Origin of the sequence: Kitasatospora sp. NPDC001539, assembly GCF_040298565.1 — a bacterium.
Lineage (GTDB): Bacteria > Actinomycetota > Actinomycetes > Streptomycetales > Streptomycetaceae > Kitasatospora.
Window position 1 is genome coordinate 59641 of record NZ_JBEPAK010000006.1, and the last position, 18558, is coordinate 78198.

The 18558-nt window shown below is 72.8% G+C and carries 18 protein-coding genes and 2 tRNA genes; 3 read left to right on the forward strand and 17 right to left on the reverse strand.

What is annotated here, in order from left to right:
• Positions 1-46: 46 nt before the first annotated feature.
• The 10 genes from ruvA to pgsA all read right to left on the reverse strand — a co-directional run bounded on the left by ruvA (position 47) and on the right by pgsA (position 7986).
• Positions 47-658 carry a Holliday junction branch migration protein RuvA gene (gene ruvA, locus ABT247_RS02825; protein ID WP_350736893.1) on the reverse strand — a complete coding sequence of 204 codons (612 nt, stop codon included), beginning with the start codon at positions 656-658 and terminating at the stop codon, positions 47-49.
• Positions 655-1206 (reverse strand): crossover junction endodeoxyribonuclease RuvC, encoded by a 552-nt coding sequence (gene ruvC, locus ABT247_RS02830; protein WP_350736948.1) that lies wholly within the window; start codon positions 1204-1206, stop codon positions 655-657. The genes ruvA and ruvC overlap by 4 nt, the downstream gene beginning before the upstream one ends.
• Positions 1207-1390: 184 nt before the next feature.
• Positions 1391-2149 carry a YebC/PmpR family DNA-binding transcriptional regulator gene (locus ABT247_RS02835; RefSeq protein ID WP_350736896.1) on the reverse strand — a complete coding sequence of 253 codons (759 nt, stop codon included), beginning with the start codon at positions 2147-2149 and terminating at the stop codon, positions 1391-1393.
• 90 nt (positions 2150-2239) lie between these two features.
• Positions 2240-2857, reverse strand: coding sequence for a pyridoxal 5'-phosphate synthase glutaminase subunit PdxT (gene pdxT, locus ABT247_RS02840; protein ID WP_350736898.1), 618 nt, complete (start codon positions 2855-2857; stop codon positions 2240-2242).
• Positions 2858-2971: 114 nt separating this feature from the next.
• A complete protein-coding gene (gene pdxS, locus ABT247_RS02845) occupies positions 2972-3883 on the reverse strand; it encodes a pyridoxal 5'-phosphate synthase lyase subunit PdxS (RefSeq protein WP_350736901.1) in 912 nt (303 codons plus the stop codon).
• A gap of 129 nt (positions 3884-4012) precedes the next feature.
• Positions 4013-4513 carry a hypothetical protein gene (locus ABT247_RS02850; protein ID WP_350736951.1) on the reverse strand — a complete coding sequence of 167 codons (501 nt, stop codon included), beginning with the start codon at positions 4511-4513 and terminating at the stop codon, positions 4013-4015.
• Between the two features lie 73 nt (positions 4514-4586).
• Positions 4587-4955 carry a 5-carboxymethyl-2-hydroxymuconate Delta-isomerase gene (locus tag ABT247_RS02855; RefSeq protein ID WP_350736904.1) on the reverse strand — a complete coding sequence of 123 codons (369 nt, stop codon included), beginning with the start codon at positions 4953-4955 and terminating at the stop codon, positions 4587-4589.
• A gap of 167 nt (positions 4956-5122) precedes the next feature.
• A complete protein-coding gene (locus tag ABT247_RS02860; protein ID WP_350736906.1) occupies positions 5123-6307 on the reverse strand; it encodes a glycosyltransferase family 4 protein in 1185 nt (394 codons plus the stop codon).
• A gap of 40 nt (positions 6308-6347) precedes the next feature.
• The gene (locus ABT247_RS02865; RefSeq protein ID WP_350736910.1) at positions 6348-7322 is read right to left on the reverse strand and encodes a phosphatidylinositol mannoside acyltransferase; all 975 of its coding nucleotides are present in this window, start codon (positions 7320-7322) and stop codon (positions 6348-6350) included.
• Between the two features lie 16 nt (positions 7323-7338).
• Positions 7339-7986: a phosphatidylinositol phosphate synthase gene (gene pgsA / locus ABT247_RS02870; protein ID WP_350736913.1), complete on the reverse strand. Its 648-nt coding sequence runs from the start codon at positions 7984-7986 to the stop codon at positions 7339-7341.
• A gap of 256 nt (positions 7987-8242) precedes the next feature.
• On the opposite strand from pgsA, the gene ABT247_RS02875 reads away from it, so the two are divergent.
• The gene (locus tag ABT247_RS02875; RefSeq protein ID WP_350736916.1) at positions 8243-10291 is read left to right on the forward strand and encodes an elongation factor G-like protein EF-G2; all 2049 of its coding nucleotides are present in this window, start codon (positions 8243-8245) and stop codon (positions 10289-10291) included.
• On the opposite strand, the gene ABT247_RS02880 is transcribed toward ABT247_RS02875, so the two are convergent.
• A complete protein-coding gene (locus tag ABT247_RS02880; protein WP_350736919.1) occupies positions 10279-10728 on the reverse strand; it encodes a thiol-disulfide oxidoreductase DCC family protein in 450 nt (149 codons plus the stop codon). The genes ABT247_RS02875 and ABT247_RS02880 overlap by 13 nt on opposite strands.
• Before the next feature lie 198 nt (positions 10729-10926).
• On the opposite strand from ABT247_RS02880, the gene ABT247_RS02885 reads away from it, so the two are divergent.
• Positions 10927-12573 carry an AbeC-like domain-containing protein gene (locus ABT247_RS02885; protein WP_350736922.1) on the forward strand — a complete coding sequence of 549 codons (1647 nt, stop codon included), beginning with the start codon at positions 10927-10929 and terminating at the stop codon, positions 12571-12573.
• A 69-nt stretch (positions 12574-12642) separates the two neighbouring features.
• Here ABT247_RS02885 and ABT247_RS02890 read toward each other — a convergent pair whose 3' ends face one another.
• From ABT247_RS02890 to ABT247_RS02905, 4 genes are all read right to left on the reverse strand, one after another.
• Complete coding sequence (locus tag ABT247_RS02890) at positions 12643-13203, reverse strand: HIT family protein (protein ID WP_350736925.1); 561 nt, start codon at positions 13201-13203, stop codon at positions 12643-12645.
• An 81-nt stretch (positions 13204-13284) separates the two neighbouring features.
• Positions 13285-15264 (reverse strand): threonine--tRNA ligase, encoded by a 1980-nt coding sequence (gene thrS / locus ABT247_RS02895; protein WP_350736927.1) that lies wholly within the window; start codon positions 15262-15264, stop codon positions 13285-13287.
• A gap of 87 nt (positions 15265-15351) precedes the next feature.
• Positions 15352-16518, reverse strand: a complete 1167-nt coding sequence (locus tag ABT247_RS02900; protein ID WP_350736932.1) for a hypothetical protein — start codon at positions 16516-16518, stop codon at positions 15352-15354.
• A gap of 32 nt (positions 16519-16550) precedes the next feature.
• Positions 16551-17105: a DUF4365 domain-containing protein gene (locus tag ABT247_RS02905; protein ID WP_350736935.1), complete on the reverse strand. Its 555-nt coding sequence runs from the start codon at positions 17103-17105 to the stop codon at positions 16551-16553.
• A gap of 149 nt (positions 17106-17254) precedes the next feature.
• Between ABT247_RS02905 and ABT247_RS02910 the strand changes: the two genes are divergently transcribed.
• Entirely contained in the window at positions 17255-18022 is a 768-nt protein-coding gene (locus tag ABT247_RS02910) for an exonuclease domain-containing protein (protein ID WP_350736938.1), read from the forward strand.
• Between the two features lie 69 nt (positions 18023-18091).
• Here ABT247_RS02910 and ABT247_RS02915 read toward each other — a convergent pair.
• Together ABT247_RS02915 and ABT247_RS02920 are read right to left on the reverse strand one after the other, a co-directional pair.
• A tRNA-Val gene (locus ABT247_RS02915) sits at positions 18092-18163 on the reverse strand.
• A gap of 212 nt (positions 18164-18375) precedes the next feature.
• A tRNA-Val gene (locus ABT247_RS02920) sits at positions 18376-18447 on the reverse strand.
• Between the last annotated feature and the right edge of the window lie 111 nt (positions 18448-18558).

Here is an 18558-nt window from a genome sequence, read left to right on the forward strand (position 1 = left end):
CGACAAACAGACAGATCGTCAGGGGGCGTCGGGGATCGGCGGTGGCTCAGCGGGCGCGGTTGAGGCCGCGCAGCGCCAGCCGGAGCAGGGCCCCGACGTCCGGCGTCTGCTGGGCCTCGGCCTCCGGGGTGACCGCCGCGACCGCCTCGTCCGCCTCGCGGGGGGCGTAGCCGAGGCCGGTCAGCGCGGAGTGCAGCTGCTCGCTCCACGGCGCCGGGCCGACGGCGACCGGCTTCTGCGCGGGCACCGCGCCGTGCGGGGCGCCCAGCTTGTCCTTGTACTCCAGCAGCAGCTTGGCCGCCTTCGCCTTGCCGATGCCCGGCACGGCGATCAGCGCCTTCTCGTCCCCGCCCGCGACCGCGGCGCGCAGCGCGTCGGGGCTGTGCACCCCGAGGATCGCCTGCGCCAGCTTGGGGCCGACGCCCGGCGCGGCCTGGAGGATCTCGAACACCGCGCGCTCGTCGTCGTCGGCGAAGCCGAACAGGGTCAGCGAGTCCTCCCGGACCACGAGCGAGGTGGCCAGCCGGGCCGGCTCGCCCAGCCGCAGTCCGGCCAGGGTGTTCGGGGTGCACTGCACGGCCATGCCGACCCCGCCGACCTCGACCACCGCGACACCGGAGGAGATGGCCGCCACAGGGCCTTGCACGAAGGCGATCACCGGAAGGTTCCTTTCAGGGGCGTGGAGCGGGAGGTCGAGCGGGCGGCCCGGACGGCGGCCTCCAGGCGGTTGGTCGCCCCGCCGCGCCAGATGTGGCAGATGGCCAGGGCCAGCGCGTCGGCGGCGTCGGCGGGCTTGGGCGGGGCGTCCAGCCGCAGCAGCCGCTGGACCATGGCCGTGACCTGCGCCTTGTCCGCCCGGCCCGAGCCGGTGACGGCGGCCTTGACCTCGCTCGGGGTGTGCAGGGTGACGGGGATGCCGCGCCGGGTGGCGCAGAGCATCGCGACCGCGCTGGCCTGGGCGGTGCCCATCACCGTCCGCACGTTGTGCTGGGCGAAGACCCGCTCGACCGCGACGAGGTCCGGCCGGTGCTCGTCCAGCCAGCCCTCGATCCCCTGCTCGACCAGCAGCAGCCGCTCTCCGATCTCGGCCTCGGCGGGCGTGCGCACCACGCCCACCCCGGCCATCCGCAGCGGCCGGCCCGGCGCCCCCTCGACCACGCCGACCCCGCACCTGGTCAGCCCCGGGTCCACACCCAGCACCCGCACGTCGCGCCCCGCCTCTCCGCTCACCCGCCGTCGGCCTCCGGCGCTCCGGATCCGGTGCGCGGCGAAGGACCTCCGCAGGCTACCGCCCGGGTCCGACATCCGGGTCCGGCGACGCCGCCGACGACACCGGCCCGGCGGTCCTGGGACCACCGGGCCGGGCTGTGAGAACGGTCGATCGGCGCCGTCACTCGGCGTCGAGCTGCGCACCGACCTCGTCGGGGATGTCGAAGTTGGCGAAGACGTTCTGCACGTCGTCGCTGTCCTCGAGCGCGTCGATCAGCTTGAGGATCTTGCGGGCGCCGTCCACGTCCAGCTCGACCTGCATGCTGGGGAGGAAGTTGGCCTCCGCCGAGTCGTAGTCGATGCCGGCGTCGACCAGCGCGCTGCGCACGTCGACCATCTTGGAGGCCTCGGAGATGATCTCGAAGGAGTCGCCGAGGTCGTTGATCTCCTCCGGGTCCTGGTCGAGGACGATCTCGAACAGCTTGTCCTCGTCCACGCCGTCGGCCTTGGGCACGATCACGACGCCCTTGCGGGTGAAGAGGTACGACACCGAGCCCGGGTCGGCCATCGAGCCGCCGTTGCGGGTCATCGCGACGCGCACGTCGGAGGCGGCGCGGTTGCGGTTGTCCGTGAGGCACTCGATCAGGACGGCGACGCCGTTCGGGCCGTAGCCCTCGTACATGATGGTCTGGTAGTCGGCGCCGCCGGCCTCGAGACCGCCACCGCGCTTGACGGCGCGGTTGATGTTGTCGATCGGGACGGAGCTCTTCTTCGCCTTCTGGATGGCGTCGTAGAGGGTCGGGTTGCCCGCCGGGTCGGGACCGCCGGTGCGCGCCGCCACCTCGATGTTCTTGATCATCTTGGCGAAGAGCTTGCCGCGCTTGGCGTCGATCACGGCCTTCTTGTGCTTGGTGGTAGCCCACTTAGAGTGGCCGGACATCGCCAGCTCCTTTACGTCGCCAAAGGGAAATGAAACAGATGAGATCTTACCGGTGTCGTCACCGGTAAGACGCACACGGCCACCGACTCCCTACCGGGCGGCCAGGTGCTCCTCGACCATCCGCACGAAGTAGGCGTGCACGCGGTGGTCGCCGGTGAGCTCCGGGTGGAACGAGGTGGCCAGCAGGTTGCCCTGACGCACGGCCACGATCCGGCTCTCCGGGCCGTCCGCCGCGGGCAGCTCGGCCAGCACCTCGACGCCTGCGCCGACCGCCTCGACCCAGGGGGCGCGGATGAAGACGCCGTGCACCGGCGCGTCGTCCAGGCCCTTGAAGGCGATCCCGGACTCGAAGGACTCGTTCTGGCGCCCGAAGGCGTTGCGGCGCACCGTCATGTCGATGCCGCCGACGCTCTCCTGGTCCTCCCGGCCGTCGAGGATCTTGTCGGCCAGCATGATCATGCCCGCGCAGGTGCCGTACACCGGCATCCCGGCGGCGACCCGCTCGCGCACCGGGTCCATCACGCCGAACAGCAGCGCCAGCTTGGACATGGTGGTGGACTCCCCGCCGGGGATCACCAGCGCGTCGACCTCGGCCAGCTCCTCGGCACGGCGCACCGGACGGGCGAGCGCGTCGGCCTCGGCCAGCGCCACCAGGTGCTCGCGGACGTCGCCCTGGAGGGCGAGGACGCCGATGACTGGAGTGCTCACGGTCTTCAACCTCTATCGATCGTTGCTACGGGAATGCGCGGCACGGCCCGCCGCGCGCTCGGGCGCGACGGCGGGCCAGGTGTGCCGGGGTGCCGGTCTACGGGCGGCGGGCGACTACCAGCCGCGGTTGGCGTAGCGCTCGGTCTCCGGCAGGGTGTCGCAGTTGATGCCGACCATGGCCTCGCCGAGGTTGCGGGAGGCGTCCGCGATGATCTTCGGGTCGTCGTAGAAGGTGGTGGCCTTCACGATGGCGGCGGCGCGCTTGGCCGGGTCGCCCGACTTGAAGATGCCGGAGCCGACGAAGACGCCCTCGGCGCCCAGCTGGCGCATCAGCGCGGCGTCGGCGGGGGTGGCCACGCCACCGGCGGAGAACAGCACGACCGGCAGCTTGCCCAGCTCGGCGACCTCCTTGACCAGCTCGTACGGGGCGCGCAGCTCCTTGGCGGCGGCGTACAGCTCGTTGTGGTCGAGGGCGCGCAGGTGGCCGATCTCGTTCTTGATCTGGCGCAGGTGGCGGACGGCCTCGACGACGTTGCCGGTGCCGGCCTCACCCTTCGAGCGGATCATGGCCGCGCCCTCGGCGATGCGGCGCAGGGCCTCGCCCAGGTTGGTGGCACCGCAGACGAAGGGGGTGGTGAAGGCCCACTTGTCGGAGTGGTTGACCTCGTCGGCCGGGGTCAGCACCTCGGACTCGTCGATGTAGTCGACACCGAGCGACTGCAGGACCTGGGCCTCGACGAAGTGGCCGATGCGGGACTTGGCCATCACCGGGATGGAGACCGCGCCGATGATCTCCTCGATCATGTTCGGGTCCGACATGCGGGCCACGCCGCCGTCCTTGCGGATGTCGGCCGGAACCCGCTCCAGGGCCATGACGGCCACCGCGCCGGCGTCCTCGGCGATCTTCGCCTGCTCGGCGTTGACCACGTCCATGATCACACCGCCCTTGAGCTGCTCGGCCATTCCGCGCTTGACCCGGGCGGTACCGATCTGCGGCTGGTCTGCGGTGGTGGGGGTGGTGGACACGTGAGACCTCACTCGAGAATGAACCAGTGCTATCGCCCTATGGTAGGCGGACCAAGTGACCCCTCCATGTGCCACCAAGTCCAGCCAGGACGACGGGATGCGACAAACGGGCCGTATCCGGGGACCAGCCTAAGCAGGCGCTCCCTCGGGGGTGAGGGCGGGCGGCGGGGCGTCGTCCATCTCGAAGGCCAGGGGGAACGGCGCCTTCCCCGCCAGCCGGAAGTAGCGGACCAGCCGGTGCTCCCGCACCGCCCGCGCCGCCCGGACCGCGTCGTTGTGGAAGCGCCGGGCCATCGGCACCCGCCGCACCGCGGCCGTCAGATCACGGACGGCCTCCTCGCCCCCCGGCTCGGCCACCAGCGCCGCCACCTGCTCCGGCTCCTCGAACACCGCCCGCAGTGCCAGGCTCAGCTGGCTCTCCGCCACCTCGCGGTGCTCGTCCTCGGCCTGCCGGGCCGCGTGCGCCGCGTCCAGCAGCAGCAGCGAGGCCGCCGGGTCCAGCAAGGAGGACGTCGCCAGCTCCATCGCCACCGAGGCGCGCCGCACCAGCTGCGCGTCCAGCGCCGCCCGCGCCGCGTCGATCCTGGCGTGCAGCCGGTCCAGGCGCCCGGCCGTCCAACTCAGGTACATGCCGAACAGCACCACGGCCACGCCGGCCCAGATCCAGGTAGTCACGGGCCGCTACGTTACCGGGTGTCACGGGTCACCCCTGGGCGGTCGCGCTGCGGTAGCTCTCCCGGTCGATGTCGGCGACGTCCACGGCGGTGAACAGCCGCACGCCGGGCCCCGGCTTCACGTGCTCGGCCAGCAGCGCCAGGACGCCCTCGCTGAGCGCCGCCTTCGCCTCCGGCGTGCGACCGGGGAAGATCCGGAACTCGACGAGGACCTGCGCGTCCGCCGCGGTGCCGGTCGTCCCCACGACGAGCAGCTCGCCCTGCCGGAACACCGTCTTGCACGACTCCGGCTTCGCGTCGATGGTCTCCTCCGCGAGCCGGTTGATCGCCCGGCCGAGCGCCGCCGGGTCGAAGGTGCCGGCCAGGCTGGACGAGTAGTCGACGGAGATCTGCGGCATCGTTGCCCCCATGGGTCGCGGTGGTGCGGTGGACCGACCCTAACGCCGCGGACACCCGGCCGGCCCACGGGCCCTCCGTCCGCGGCTCCCGGGGCGCGGCCCGTACGCCGACCGGCCCCGGCTCAGTCCCGACCGGCCCTCGGCTCAGTCCCGGACCGGCCCCCGGCTCAGTCCCGGGCCAGCCCGAACCGGCCGCGCCGCCCGCTGCGGACGTCCTCCTCGACCACCGCCGCCTCCCCGGCCGTCACCGTCTCGTACACCGCCAGGATGTCCGCGCCCACCGTCGACCAGTCGAACCTCCGCACGTGCCGCGAGGCCGCCTCGCGCAGCTGCTCCAGCCGCCGCGGGTCGCCCAGCAGCCGCAGCGCCGTACGGGCCAGCGCGTCCGCGTCCTCCACCGGGAACAGCTCCCCGGCGTCCCCGCCGTCCAGCACCTGCTTGAACGCGTCCAGGTCGCTCGCCAGCACCGGCGCACCCGCCGACATCGCCTCGACCAGGATGATCCCGAAGCTCTCGCCACCGGTGTTCGGCGCCACGTAGAGGTCCACGCTGCGCAGCAGCCGGGCCTTCTCCCGGTCGGACACCATCCCGAGGAACTCCACCTGCGCGCGGACCTCGGGCGCCAGACCGGCGACGGCCTCCTCCTCGTCGCCCTTGCCGGCCACCAGCAGCCGCACGCCCGGCCGCTCGGCCAGGATCGCCGGCAGCGCGGCCAGCAGCGTCGGCAGTCCCTTGCGCGGTTCGTTGATGCGGCCGATGAAGCCGATCGTGCCGGGCTCGCCCCCGGCCGCGTTGCCGGTCCACCGGGGGTCCGGCTCGGCGTCCGCGAAGAAGCCGACGTCCACGCCGTTCGGGATCACCACCGCGTCCCCGCCCAGGTGCTCCACCAGGGTGCGCCGGGCGTACTCCGACACCGCGATCCGGGCCCGCATCTTCTCCAGCCCCGGCTGGAGGATCGGCGAGGCCGCGATCATCGCCCGCGAGCGCGGGTTCGAGGTGTGGAAGGTGCCCACCATCGGCCCGGTCGCCGACCAGGCGGCCAGCATCGACAGGCTCGGCGAGGCCGGCTCGTGCACGTGCAGGATGTCGAAGCGCCCCTCGCGCAGCCACCGCCGCACCCGCGCCGCCGACAGGATGCCGAAACTCAGCCGCGCCACCGACCCGTTGTACGGCACCGCCACCGCCCGCCCGGCCGAGACCACGTACGGCGGCAGCGCCTCGTCGTCCTCGGCCGGCGCCAGCACCGACACCTGGTGCCCCAGGGCGATCAGGTGCTCGGCCAGGTCCCGGATGTGGAACTGCACCCCGCCGGGGACGTCCCAGTCGTACGGGCAGACAATGCCGATCTTCACGGGTTCCTCAAGCTCCTTCGGACGGGTCGTACGGGCGGGCTCAGGACCCGGAGGCCTCGGCCGCGGACTCCACGGCCGGCTCGGCCGCCGACTGCGCGCGCACCGCGGGCGCGGCGCCCACGGCCTCACGGACCGGCAGGTCGGCCAGCCAGAACCGCTGCAGCATGTGCCAGTCCTGGGGGTGCTCGCGGATCCCCCGCTCCCACACCCGCGCCATCGCCTGGGTCATCGCCTGGGTCCGCTCCTTGCGGCCGCCCTCCTCGGGCGCCACCACCTCGGGGTGGATCCGCGCCCGCATCACCGGGCCGTCGTACCAGAGCGTCACCGGCAGCAGCGCCGCCCCGGTCCGCTGGCACAGCGCGGCCGGCCCGGCCGGCATCCGGGTCGCCTCGCCGAAGAAGGACACCTCCAGCCCCGCCTCCGACAGGTCCCGGTCCCCCACCAGGCAGACCAGCCGGCCCTCCCGCAGCCTCCGCGCCAGCGTGCCGATCACGTTCACCGAGCCCCCGGTCAGCGCCAGGACCTCCATGCCCTGGCCCTCCCGGAACGCCACGAAGCGGTCGAACAGCCGCTCCGGCTTCAGCCGCTCCGCGACCGTGGTGAACGGGTAGCCCTGCTGCGCGACCCAGGTGCCCGCCAGGTCCCAGTTGCCCATGTGCGGCAGCGCTATCACCGCGCCCCGCCCGGCCTCCATCGGCTCCCGGAGGTTCTCGAAGCCCTCCACCCGGACGTCCCGGGCCACCCTCGCCCGGCTCCACACCGGCAGCCGGAAGGACTCCATCCAGTACCGCAGGTACGAGCGCATCCCGGCGCGCGACAGGGAGCGCAGCGCGGCCTCGTCCAGCTCCGGACGGACCCGGCGCAGATTCGCCTCCAGCTGGAGCACCCGCTTGCCGCGCCGGCGCCACGCGTAGTCCGCCAGCCGGTCGAACAGCCCCCGCGCCACCGGCTCCGGCAGGTGCTTCAGCACCGCCCACCCCAGCGCGTACGCCCAGTACACCAGTCGGTCCGTCACCGCAGGACGCCCCCCATCAGCTCCCGGCCGCCGCTCGGTCGGCCTCGAACGCCTCCCGGCGCACCGTCAGCATCCGCTGGAACACCGTCACCAGGCTGCCCGCCGCCACCAGCCACAGCGCCACCGGCAGCAGCCACTCCACGTACGGCACCCCGAACTCGTGCAGACCCGCGACCCCGGCCGCCACCAGGCTGGCCACCAGCCGCTCGGCCCGCTCCACCAGTCCCGACACGTCGCACGGCAGGCCCTGGCTCTCCGCCCGCGCCTTGGTGTACGACACCACCAGACCGCTCGCCAGGCAGAAGATCGCCACCGCGCACAGCAGGTTGTCGTCGCCCTTGCCCGCGTACCACATCGCCAGGCCGCCGAAGATCGCCGCGTCCGCGACCCGGTCCAGCGTGGAGTCCAGGAAGGCCCCCCACCGGGTGCTCCGGCCCAGCTGGCGGGCCATGTTGCCGTCCACCAGGTCCGAGAAGATGAAGAGCGTGATCGTGATGGTGCCCCAGAAGAACTCGCCGCGCGGGAAGAACACCAGCGCACCGGCCACCGAACCGGCGGTGCCGACCAGCGTCACGGCGTCCGGGCTCACGCCCAGGCGGATCAGGAACGCGGCGAACGGGGTGAGGACACGTGTGAAGAAGGCACGCGCGTATTTGTTGAGCATGGCCTTCCCAGCCGCTCCGATCTGCCCGGTACCCGCCTGGCGCAACACGCGCTGCAGACGGCCGGACGGATGAGCCCGTCCGGCGCACCCATCGTAGCCACGCCGGGGACACCCTCCGTCGCACGCACCGCCGTACGGGACCGGGGCCACCGCCCGCACACGGGCGGTCACCGGGGCGCCGCAGAACACGCGCGGGGAACGACACCCGACCCTAGACTGCGATGGACAAGCCTCGGCGCCACGGGAGGAGACCCCGATGCCCGACCGCAGCACGGTACGAGCCGGCCAGGCACCCGCCGTCAACGGCCCCCGGGACCTGCGCAACGTCGTCCTGATCGGCTCCAGCGGTGTGGGCAAGACCACCCTCGCCGAATCCCTCGCCCTCGCCGCCGGCGCCGTCGGCCGCGCCGGCCGGGTCGCCGACGGCACCACCGTCTCCGACCACGAGGAGATCGAGCACCAGCAGCAGCGCTCCGTCCAGCTCTCGCTGCTCCCGCTCGAGTGGAAGGGCGTCAAGATCAACCTGCTCGACCCGCCCGGCCACCCCGACTTCACCGCCGACCTGCGGGCCGCCCTGCACGCCGCCGATGCGGCCGTCTTCGTCGTCTCCGCCACCGACCCGGTCACCGCCCCCACCCGAGCCCTCTGGCGCGAGTGCGCCGCCGAGGGCATCCCGCGCGCCATCGCCGTCGCCAAACTCGACCTCGCCCGCAGCAGCTTCGCCGACATCCTCACCGCCTGCCACGACGCCTTCGAGCTCGGCCCGGACACCCTCCGCCCGCTGTTCCTGCCCGTCGTCCACGACGGACACCCCGACGGCAGCGTCGACCTGCTCACCGGCGACACCTACGGCGACGCCACCCCGCTCCCCGACACCGGCCCGGCCCACGACAGCCTCGTCGAGGCCATCTCCGGCCAGGACGACGCCCTCATGGAGCGCTACCTCGCCGGCGAGCCCCTCGACACCGACTCCCTGGAAGCGGGCATGCGCCGCGAGGTCCTCGCCTGCGCCCTCCACCCGGCCGTCCCCACCAGCGAGAACGGCCTCGGCGCCGCCGAACTCCTCGACCTCGTCGCCCACACCTTCCCCGACCCCACCGAACGCACCCGCCCCGCCCCCGCCTGCGACCCCGACGCCCCGCTCGCCGCCCAGGTCGTCCGCGTCACCGGCGACGCCTACGTGGGCCGGATCAGCCTGCTGCGCGTGTACGCCGGCACCCTGCGCCCCGACACCAAGATCCACCTGGTCGGCCCCGCCCACGCCGCGGACCAGAACGGCGACGAACGCGTCACCGCCCTCAGCAGCCCCTTCGGCAAGCTCCAGCGCCCCGTCCCGCACGCCGTCGCCGGCGACCTCGTCTGCGCCGCCAAACTCACCAGCGCCCGGGCCGGCGACACCGTCCACGAGCCCGGCCACCCGGTCGAACTCGACGGCTGGACCCTCCCCGAGCCCCTGCTGCCGATCGCCGTCGAAGCCCACAGCAAGGCCGACGACGACAAGCTCTCCCAGGCCCTCACCCGGCTCACCGCCGAGGACCCGGCCCTGCGCCTGGAACAGAACCCCGACACCCACCAGCTCGTCCTCTGGTGCACCGGCGAGGCCCACGCCGACGTCGTCCTCGACCGACTGCGCACCCGCCACGGCGTCCACGTCGACACCGTCGAGCCCAAGGTCGCCCTGCGCGAGACCTTCGGCACCGCCGCCGCCGGCCACGGCCGCCTGGTCAAGCAGTCCGGCGGCCACGGCCAGTACGCCATCTGCGACCTCGAGGTCGAACCCCTTCCCGCCGGCTCCGGGTTCGAGTTCCAGGAACACGTCGTCGGCGGCGCCGTCCCCAAGCACTTCATCCCGTCCGTCGAGAAGGGCGTCCGCGCCCAGCTCGCCAAGGGCGTCGCCACCGGCCACCCGCTGGTCGACGTCCGGGTCACCCTCACCGACGGCAAGGCGCACTCCGTCGACTCCTCCGACGCCGCCTTCCAGAACGCCGCCGCGCTCGCCCTGCGCGACGCCGCCGAGCACGCCGTCATCCGGCTGCTCGAACCCGTCGCCGCCGTCAGCGTCCTGCTGCCGGACGAGTACCTCGGCGCCGTGCTCGGCGACCTCTCCGCCCGCCGGGGCAGGGTCCTCGGCACCGAGACGGGCGGGACGGGCCTCACCCTGCTGCGTGCCGAGGTCCCCGAACTCGAACTCGTCCGGTACCCGCTGGACCTGCGCTCGCTCACCCACGGCACGGCCGAGTTCTCCCGGGCCTACCTGCGCCACGAGCCCATGCCCACCGCGCTGGCCGGGCGCTACACCGACTGAGTGCTCCCGGCACGCCGGGGCAGCGCGCACGCCGCCGTGCCCCCCGGCATCCGGTGCCGGTTGCGCGCCACCCACCGGTACACCAGCGCCGCCACCGGCCGCACCGGCGCCAGGGTCAGCACCGCCCCGAGGTACGCCCACGCGCCCCCGGAGCGCATCAGCAGCCGCGCCACCGCCTGCGCGCCCCCGTACACCCGGCCCGCCGGCGTCACCCACAGCACCTCGCGCTCGGCCCGCTCGGCCGACACCTCGCCCCGGCCGCCCGCGAGCGCGTCCAGCTCCGCCAGCCCGGCGAACTGGAACGGCACCGCCTCCCAGCCCCCCGAGGCCAGCGTCTGCCGCAGGTACCGCTCCGCCCACCGCGCGCAGGACGAGCAGAACGCGCAGTCCCCGTCGAAGACCAGCACCGGATCCTTCATCACAGCCCCCTTCGCCATTCCGTCACCGTCCATCCTCCTCCGCCCCCGCCCGGCCGGTCCGGGCGGGTATCGACCTGCCGGAAGCTGGGCATCATGCCCCTCAGGCCGGGTGTGGCCCGATCGTGACGGTTCGTGACGGCACTTCAGACGATCATCCGCGCGGGGGTGCCACGGCACGGTAACCTGCCGCTGACAAGGGGAGGAGGGGACGCCACCGTGACCACGCTCGACATGACTCCGGGAGCGCAGATACCCCGGACCGACGCCGGCCCGCAGACCGCCGTCACCCAGGCGCTCTCCTCGGCCGCGTACCGGGACGGCGAGATCGGCACGTTCGTCCAGGACGTCACCGACGCCACGGTGAAGAAGGGCCGCTTCGCCCTCTTCCGCCCCAACATCGGCGAGGCCTTCAGCAAGGCGCTGATCTCCCGCGCCCTCGCCGGCGACCGCAAGCCCCTCGTCCCCTCCTTCGGCGTCAACACCCGCCAGGTCGTCGAGCACTGCCTGGCCGCCGAGGAACTGCGCAACGCCCGCGACCGGCAGCTCAGCACCGTCACGGTCGTCACCGGCCTGCTCTTCCTCCCCGGCACCCTGCTCTGGCTCGGTGCCTTCCAACTGCGCGCCTGGCTCAAGCGGGACAGGAGCCGCGGCGCCGACGTCTTCGGCGGCCTCGCACTCGTCGCGGTCGGCGCCCTCGCCGTCCTGCTCGCCGTGCGCCCGCCGGCGGCCGGCGTCCTCGGCGTCTACCTGCGGATCACCGTGCTCGCCCCGGTGATCGGCTGGTACCTGGCCCGCCGGATCGTCGAACGCTCCGCCAGGGACCTGCGCACCCGCTGGCAGGACCTGGTCGAGGGCAACGCCGTCGCCGCCACCGTGGCCAAGGCCGTCCCGCGCGACGACCTGGACAAGAAGGCCAACGAGCTGCGCGACAAGCTCGGCCGCCTGGACGCGGAGCAGGAGACCAACGTTCACCACTACGCCGGGCCGAAGGGCATCCTCGGCGCCGGCCGCCGCTGGGGCGAGTGGCGCCTGGCCGACACCCTGCACCCCGCCGAGGGCCACGTCGACTTCCGCGCCTTCCACCCCTGGGACCTGGTCCGCCGGATCTCCGCCCACCTCAAGGGCCTCGGCGTCAGCCACGTCGCCAACAGCGGCATCCCCGACGTCGCCGTCAAGCAGTGGGTGGTCTTCGACATCAGCGAGGGCGCCGACGAGATCAGCCGCCCGGGCGGCGCCGACATGGACGGCGACCGGATGCGCGACTTCGCCGTGCAGAGCATCGCCGACCGGCAGACCTTTCCCGGCGGCCCGCGGCACTACCTGGCCACCCAGTTCATCACCCACGACGGCAAGCTGGTCATCACCTTCACCGTGACGGTGACCCTGCTGGCCGACGTCCTGAGCATCTCGGTAGCCGGCTACGCGCTCGGGCCGGTCAAGGGCGTCTTCTTCGACAAGCCCAAGGACAAGGAGAAGTCGGTCGCGAAGACGGTGAGGTTCTGGGAGGAGCGCACCGTCAAGCTGCCGCTGATCGACAACGACGAGGTGGTCCGCCAGGCCGTCCGCGCCCCGTTCCACCGGATGCCCGGGCTGCTCGGCTGGCTGGGCGGCGGCCTCGGCCTGCCCGAGCCGTTCGGCCTGCGGCACGCCTGGGTCGCCACCGCGTGGAACAACCGCTCCATGGTCGACAATGCGCTCAACGCGTCCGTCCCGGTGCTCAACGCGGTGCACAGCGCCACGCTGGAGTTCCTCCGGGAGCACGACCTGGACGCGGACCGCTTCTTCAAGAACCGCACCTCGATCATCAAGTCCGAGGCGCAGGGCAGCCGCCCGTACCAGGTCGACCGGTTCGACGCCGGCTGATCCGAGCGACACCGCGGGCCTGCCACCGAACTCCTCGGTGGCAGGCCCGTCTTCGTGCGCGTGTCCGGCTCAGCCCTGCGGCCAGACCTCGGCCAGCATCTTCCGGGTGTCCGCCAGCAGCTGCGGCAGCACCTTGGTGTGGCCGACCACCGGCATGAAGTTGGTGTCCCCGCCCCAGCGCGGCACCACGTGCTGGTGCAGGTGCGCCGCGATCCCGGCACCGGCGGCCGCGCCCTGGTTCATCCCGATGTTGAACCCGTGCGCCCCGGAGGCCGCCCGCAGTGCGGTCATCGCCTTCTTGGTGAAGTCGGCCAGCTCGGCCGTCTCCGCCTCGTCCAGGTCGGTGTAGTCGGCCACGTGCCGGTAGGGGACCACCATCAGGTGCCCGCCGTTGTACGGGTAGAGGTTCAGCACCGCGAACACGGCGCTCCCCCGGGCGATGACCAGCCCGTCCTCGTCGCTCAGCGCGGGGATCGAGCAGAACGGGCAACCGTCGTCCGGAGCCGGACCGGTGGGCTTGTTCTCACCCTGGATGTACGCCATCCGATGGGGCGTCCACAGGCGGCGGAAGCCGTCCGGCTCACCGACGCCCCGCTGCAGTTCCGGCTCAGTCGTCATGCTGATCAGCATATTCGCCCGGCCGTGGTTGCGAAGCAGCGCGGGGCGGACTCGTTGAGAGCCCGCCCCGCGCACGACCGTCCGACGACGGCGTCAGACCTGGATCCGGTTCTTCACCGCGTCCACGATCTCCTGGACGGCGTCCGCGACCGGCACGCCGTTCTTCTGCTCGCCGTTGCGGTAGCGGAAGGAGACGGCACCCGCCTCGACGTCGTCGTTGCCCGCGATGAGCATGTACGGGACCTTGCTCTTCTGGGCGTTGCGGATCTTCTTCTGCATCCGGTCGTCCGAGGTGTCCACCTCGACGCGGATCCCGTGCTTCCTGAGCTCGGCCGCCACCTCCAGCAGGTACGGCACGTGCTCGTCGGTGATCGGGATGCCGGCCACGGTGACGGGGGCGAGCCACGGCGGCATGGCGCCCGCGTAGTGCTCCAGCAGCACCGCGAAGAAGCGCTCGATCGAGCCGAACAGCGCGCGGTGGATCATGACCGGCCGCTGGCGGGAGCCGTCCGCCGCGGTGTACTCCAGGTCGAAGCGCTCGGGCAGGTTGAAGTCGAGCTGGATGGTCGACATCTGCCAGGTGCGGCCGATGGCGTCCTTGGCCTGCACCGAGATCTTCGGGCCGTAGAAGGCCGCGCCGCCCGGGTCCGGCACCAGCGGCAGGCCCTGCTTCTCGGCCACGCTGGCGAGGACGGCGGTGGCCTCCTCCCAGGCCTCGTCCGTCCCGACGAACTTCTCCGGGTCCTTGGTCGACAGCTCCAGGTAGAAGTCGGTCAGGCCGTAGTCGCGGAGCAGGTTGAGCACGAAGGTCAGGGTGGAGTCGAGCTCCTCCGCCATCTGCTCGCGGGTGCAGTAGATGTGGGCGTCGTCCTGGGTGAAGCCGCGGGCCCGGGTCAGGCCGTGCACCACGCCGGACTTCTCGTACCGGTACACCGTCCCGAACTCGAAGAGGCGCAGCGGCAGTTCACGGTACGAGCGGCCGCGCGCGTCGAAGATCAGGTTGTGCATCGGGCAGTTCATCGGCTTGAGGTAGTAGTCCACGCCCTCGTCGAGCTGCATGGGCGGGTACATGCCGTCCGCGTACCAGTCCAGGTGGCCGCTCTTCTCGAAGAGCTTCCCCTTGGTGGCGTGCGGGGTGTAGACGAACTCGTAGCCCTCCTCCTCGTGCCGGCGGCGCGAGTAGTCCTCCATGGCGCGGCGGATGATGCCGCCCTTGGGGTGGAAGACGGCGAGGCCGGAGCCGATCTCCTCGGGGATGGAGAAGAGGTCGAGCTCGCTGCCGAGCTTGCGGTGGTCGCGCTTCTCGGCCTCGGCGAGGAAGTCGAGGTGGGCCTTCAGCTCGTCCTTGGTCGGCCAGGCGGTGCCGTAGATCCGCTGGAGCATCGGGTTCTTCTCGCTGCCGCGCCAGTACGCGGCGGCGTTGCGCATCAGCTTGAACGCCGGGATGTGCCGGGTGCTGGGCAGGTGCGGGCCGCGGCAGAGGTCGCCCCAGCACTGCTCGCCGGTCTTGGCGTCCAGGTTGTCGTAGATGGTGAGTTCACCGGCGCCGACCTCGACGTCGGCACCCTCGCCGGCGGTGGCGGCGGAGCCCTTGAGGCCGATCAGCTCGAGCTTGTACGGCTCGGCGGCCAGCTCCTCGCGGGCGGACTCGTCGGTGACCACGCGGCGGGAGAACTTCTGCCCGCGCTTGATGATCTCCTGCATCTTCTTCTCGATGGCCTTGAGGTCATCGGGGTGGAACGGCTTCTCGACGTCGAAGTCGTAGTAGAAGCCGTCCTTGACCGGCGGGCCGATGCCGAGCTTGGCCTCCGGGTAGAGCTGCTGCACGGCCTGGGCCATGACGTGCGCGGTGGAGTGGCGCAGGATGTCGAGGCCGTCCTTGCTGCCGATCGCGACCGGCTCGACCTCCTCGCCGTCCTGGACGACGTAGGAGAGGTCCTTGAGCTGGCCGCCGACGCGGGCGGCGATGATCGAGCGGTCGTCGGCGAAGAGCTCGGCGGCCGTAGTGCCCGTGGTCACCACGCGCTCTTCCCGATCGGGTTCGCGGCTGATGATTACCCGGACGTCCGTCACCGGTCTCTCCTGACGTGCTGGATTCAGAGGGCGCAACACTGCGCTGCGCGTGACGATGGTACCGAGAGCGCCACCCGCACCGTGCACTCAGGACCTGTCCCCGCCGTCCTCCAGCCCCTTCAGCAGTTGCTCGCGGTCGCCCTGGTCCCAGCCGCACAGCTCGAGGCCGCGCGGCCGGGTCAGCCGCCGGAAGCCGTCGCGGCGCTCCAGCCGGCCGGAGACCCTGACCGGGACGCCGGACAGGTGGGCCTCGGCGGCGAGCCGGTAGTCGGGGTCGGGGAGGCGGAGCTTGAGTTCGCGGACGTCGGCCCCGCCGAGCACCCGCAGCCGTACCGCGCCGGGCCCGGCCGGGTCGGCGCGCTTGAGGCGGACGACCACGCCCACCACGGTGACGTCGACGGCGGGCTCGATCCGCTCCAGCAGCTCGGCGGCCTCGGCCAGGGCGGGCAGGTCGCCGGGCGAGAAGTCGAGGTCGATCCGGCGGTCGCCGAAGCCGCCCGGGGTCCCGGCGGCCGGCGACCAGGCGACGGTGAGCCGGGCGGCGGTCGCGCCGCGCACCAGGTCCTCGACGGACCGGACCAGTTCGCGGCTGACCCCGGACCGGACGGCGTTCTCGAAGGCCTCGGGCCCGCCGCTGACCCGGCGGTAGTCCACGGCGTCGCGCAGCGCCTCCAGGGCGCGCACCAGGGTGGTGACGACGGCCCGCCCCTCCGGGGCCGGGGTGTAGGCGGTCAGGGCGGCGCCCTGCTCGACGGCCCCCTGCTCGATGACCAGGACGCGGTCGAGGAACTCCCCTGCGGGACCGTCCAGCCGGGCGCCGAAGTAGGCGGCGGTGGCGCGGTCCGCCTTGGCTCCGGCGGCGAGCATCGCGCGGGCCGCCCGCTGGAGCCGCTCGGCGTCGTCCCAGGGGGTGGCGTCGGCGGGGCCGGGCAGCTCGCGGCGCCAGCGCAGTTCGTCCCCGGGGACGGCGAGGGCGAGCAGGATCGGGCGGGCGGAGGGGGTGCGGGAGCGGGAGAGGGCGGTGACGGCGTCGGCGAGGAGGTCGACCGCGTCGTCGAAGCCGTCCCCGGCGGGCACGAGGAGGCTGGTGCCGGGTTCGCCGTCCGGCGGGGTCCAGCGCCCGTACCGGGCGGCGGGGCCGCCGCGTCGGACCCAGCCGTGCCGGGCGAGCAGGATGGTCAGCACCGCGGGGTCGACGGTGGCCGGGTCGGGCAGGGCCCGGGACGGGTCCTCCGGTCCGTGCGGCAGTGTCATGGGTCCACTTCCTCGCTGCCGGGGCCGGGCCGTCACGGGCTCGCGCCCGCGCCGACCCGGGCCATGATCTCGCAGAGCGCGCGGTCGTCGAAGACCTTGTCGGTGGGCACCCGGACGTTGGTGCGCCGCTGCCCGGTGACGGGGTGGCCGGCCAGGTTGACCCAGTAGCAGCAGTGCCGCAGCTCCAGGGCGTCCGGGCGGGCCCGCAACCAGTGGTCGACCCGCCGGGGCAGCAGCATCACGACCAGGATCCGCGGGACGGCGACCCTGGCGCGGGCGAGCTTGCGCAGGTGGTCGTTGTCCAGGGTGAAGCTGAAGAACGGCCCGGCCGGATCGGGGGCGACCTGCTGGGTGGCCTTCAGCTGGATCTTGATGGTGACCTCGTCGTCCACCTCGTGCGCCCGCGAGCCGTGGCTGACCTGCCAGTCGATGCCGTTGTCCGGGAACGGCTGGGACAGCGAGCAGCCGGCCGCCGCGGCGACCGCGTGCAGGTAGCCGACCTGCAGCGTCTCCATGCACGCGGTGACCGCGAGGTTGCCCCGCAGCACGGCGGCCGCCTCCTCGGGCTGCGGCTGTGTCAGTGCCATCGCCCGCGCCCTCCCCAGGCTCCGGGCCCGCCCGGTACCGGACGGGACGCCCGTGGGCAGGATCCCCGGTCGGAGCTGGGCCAAACGGGTTGAGCGGGCGTCAGGAACGGGTATCACCCCGGCGCGGAACGCACGCCTGAGGGGCAGTCATGCAGCAGCACTGGTACACCGGCCCGCTCGCCTCCTTCGACACCGAGACCACCGGCGTGGACGTCGAGACCGATCGGATCGTCTCGGCCGCACTCGTCGTCCAACTCGCCCCGGGCGCACCGGTGCGGACCACCACCTGGCTCGCCGATCCGGGCGTGCCGATCCCGGACGGCGCCCGCGCGGTGCACGGCATCTCCGACGAGCAGGTCCGGGTGCACGGCCGGCCGGCCGGCGCGGTGGTGGCCGAGGTGACCCGCGCCCTGGCGGCCCAGGCGCGGGCCGGGCTCCCGGTGGTGGTGATGAACGCGCCCTACGATCTGACGCTGCTGGACCGGGAGTTGCGCCGTCACCACGGGCTGACGCTGACCGGCGGCCTGGACGGCGCCGCGCTGGTGGTGCTGGATCCGCGGGTGCTGGACAAGCACGTGGACCGCTACCGCAGGGGCCGCCGGACGCTGACCGACCTGTGCGCCCACTACGGGGTCGACCTGGCCGGGGCGCACGACGCCGCGGCGGACGCGACGGCCGCGCTCTCGCTGACCCGGCGCATAGGCGCCCGCTACCCGGCGGCCCTGGGCGGGCTGACGGCGGCGGAGCTCCACCTGCGGCAGGCGGTGTGGCACGCGGCACAGGCGCGGGGGCTGCAGAGCTGGTTCGACCGCTCGGGGGCCCAGGAGCGGGTGGACCTGTCCTGGCCGCTGCGGCCGGCCCGGTGCGGCTGCGGGCGCCGGCTGGAGCCCGACCACGGCTGCGAGGCGGCGGCGTAGCGGCGGTTTCCACCCGGACGCGCCGCAGGCCCCGACCGGTTTCCTGGTCAGGGCCTGCGTGCTGTCCGGTGGGCGATACTGGGATCGAACCAGTGACCCCTTCGGTGTGAACGAAGTGCTCTCCCGCTGAGCTAATCGCCCGGGCAACGAGAAGAACTGTAGCACCGGTCGGGGGCGGTCGTACAACTCGCTCCAGCGGGGGTACGGACGGCTCATCCGCAGAACTCGTACTCCGCGCGGAAGGTGACTGGCCCTCAGCCGCATTACTGACGGCGCTTCGGGTGGGAATCCGGAAATACATGTGAGGCCCAGCCGAAAATCGGCTGGGCCTCACATATCACAATGCATTCCGGTGGGCGATACTGGGATCGAACCAGTGACCCCTTCGGTGTGAACGAAGTGCTCTCCCGCTGAGCTAATCGCCCGGGTGCAGGGAAAACATTACCGCATCCGGGAGGGCCGGCGCGAGCTCGCCCTGGAGCTGCCCGGCCTGGTCGTGCGCGCCGACGACGCCGCCCTGGGCCTGGAGAAGTTCG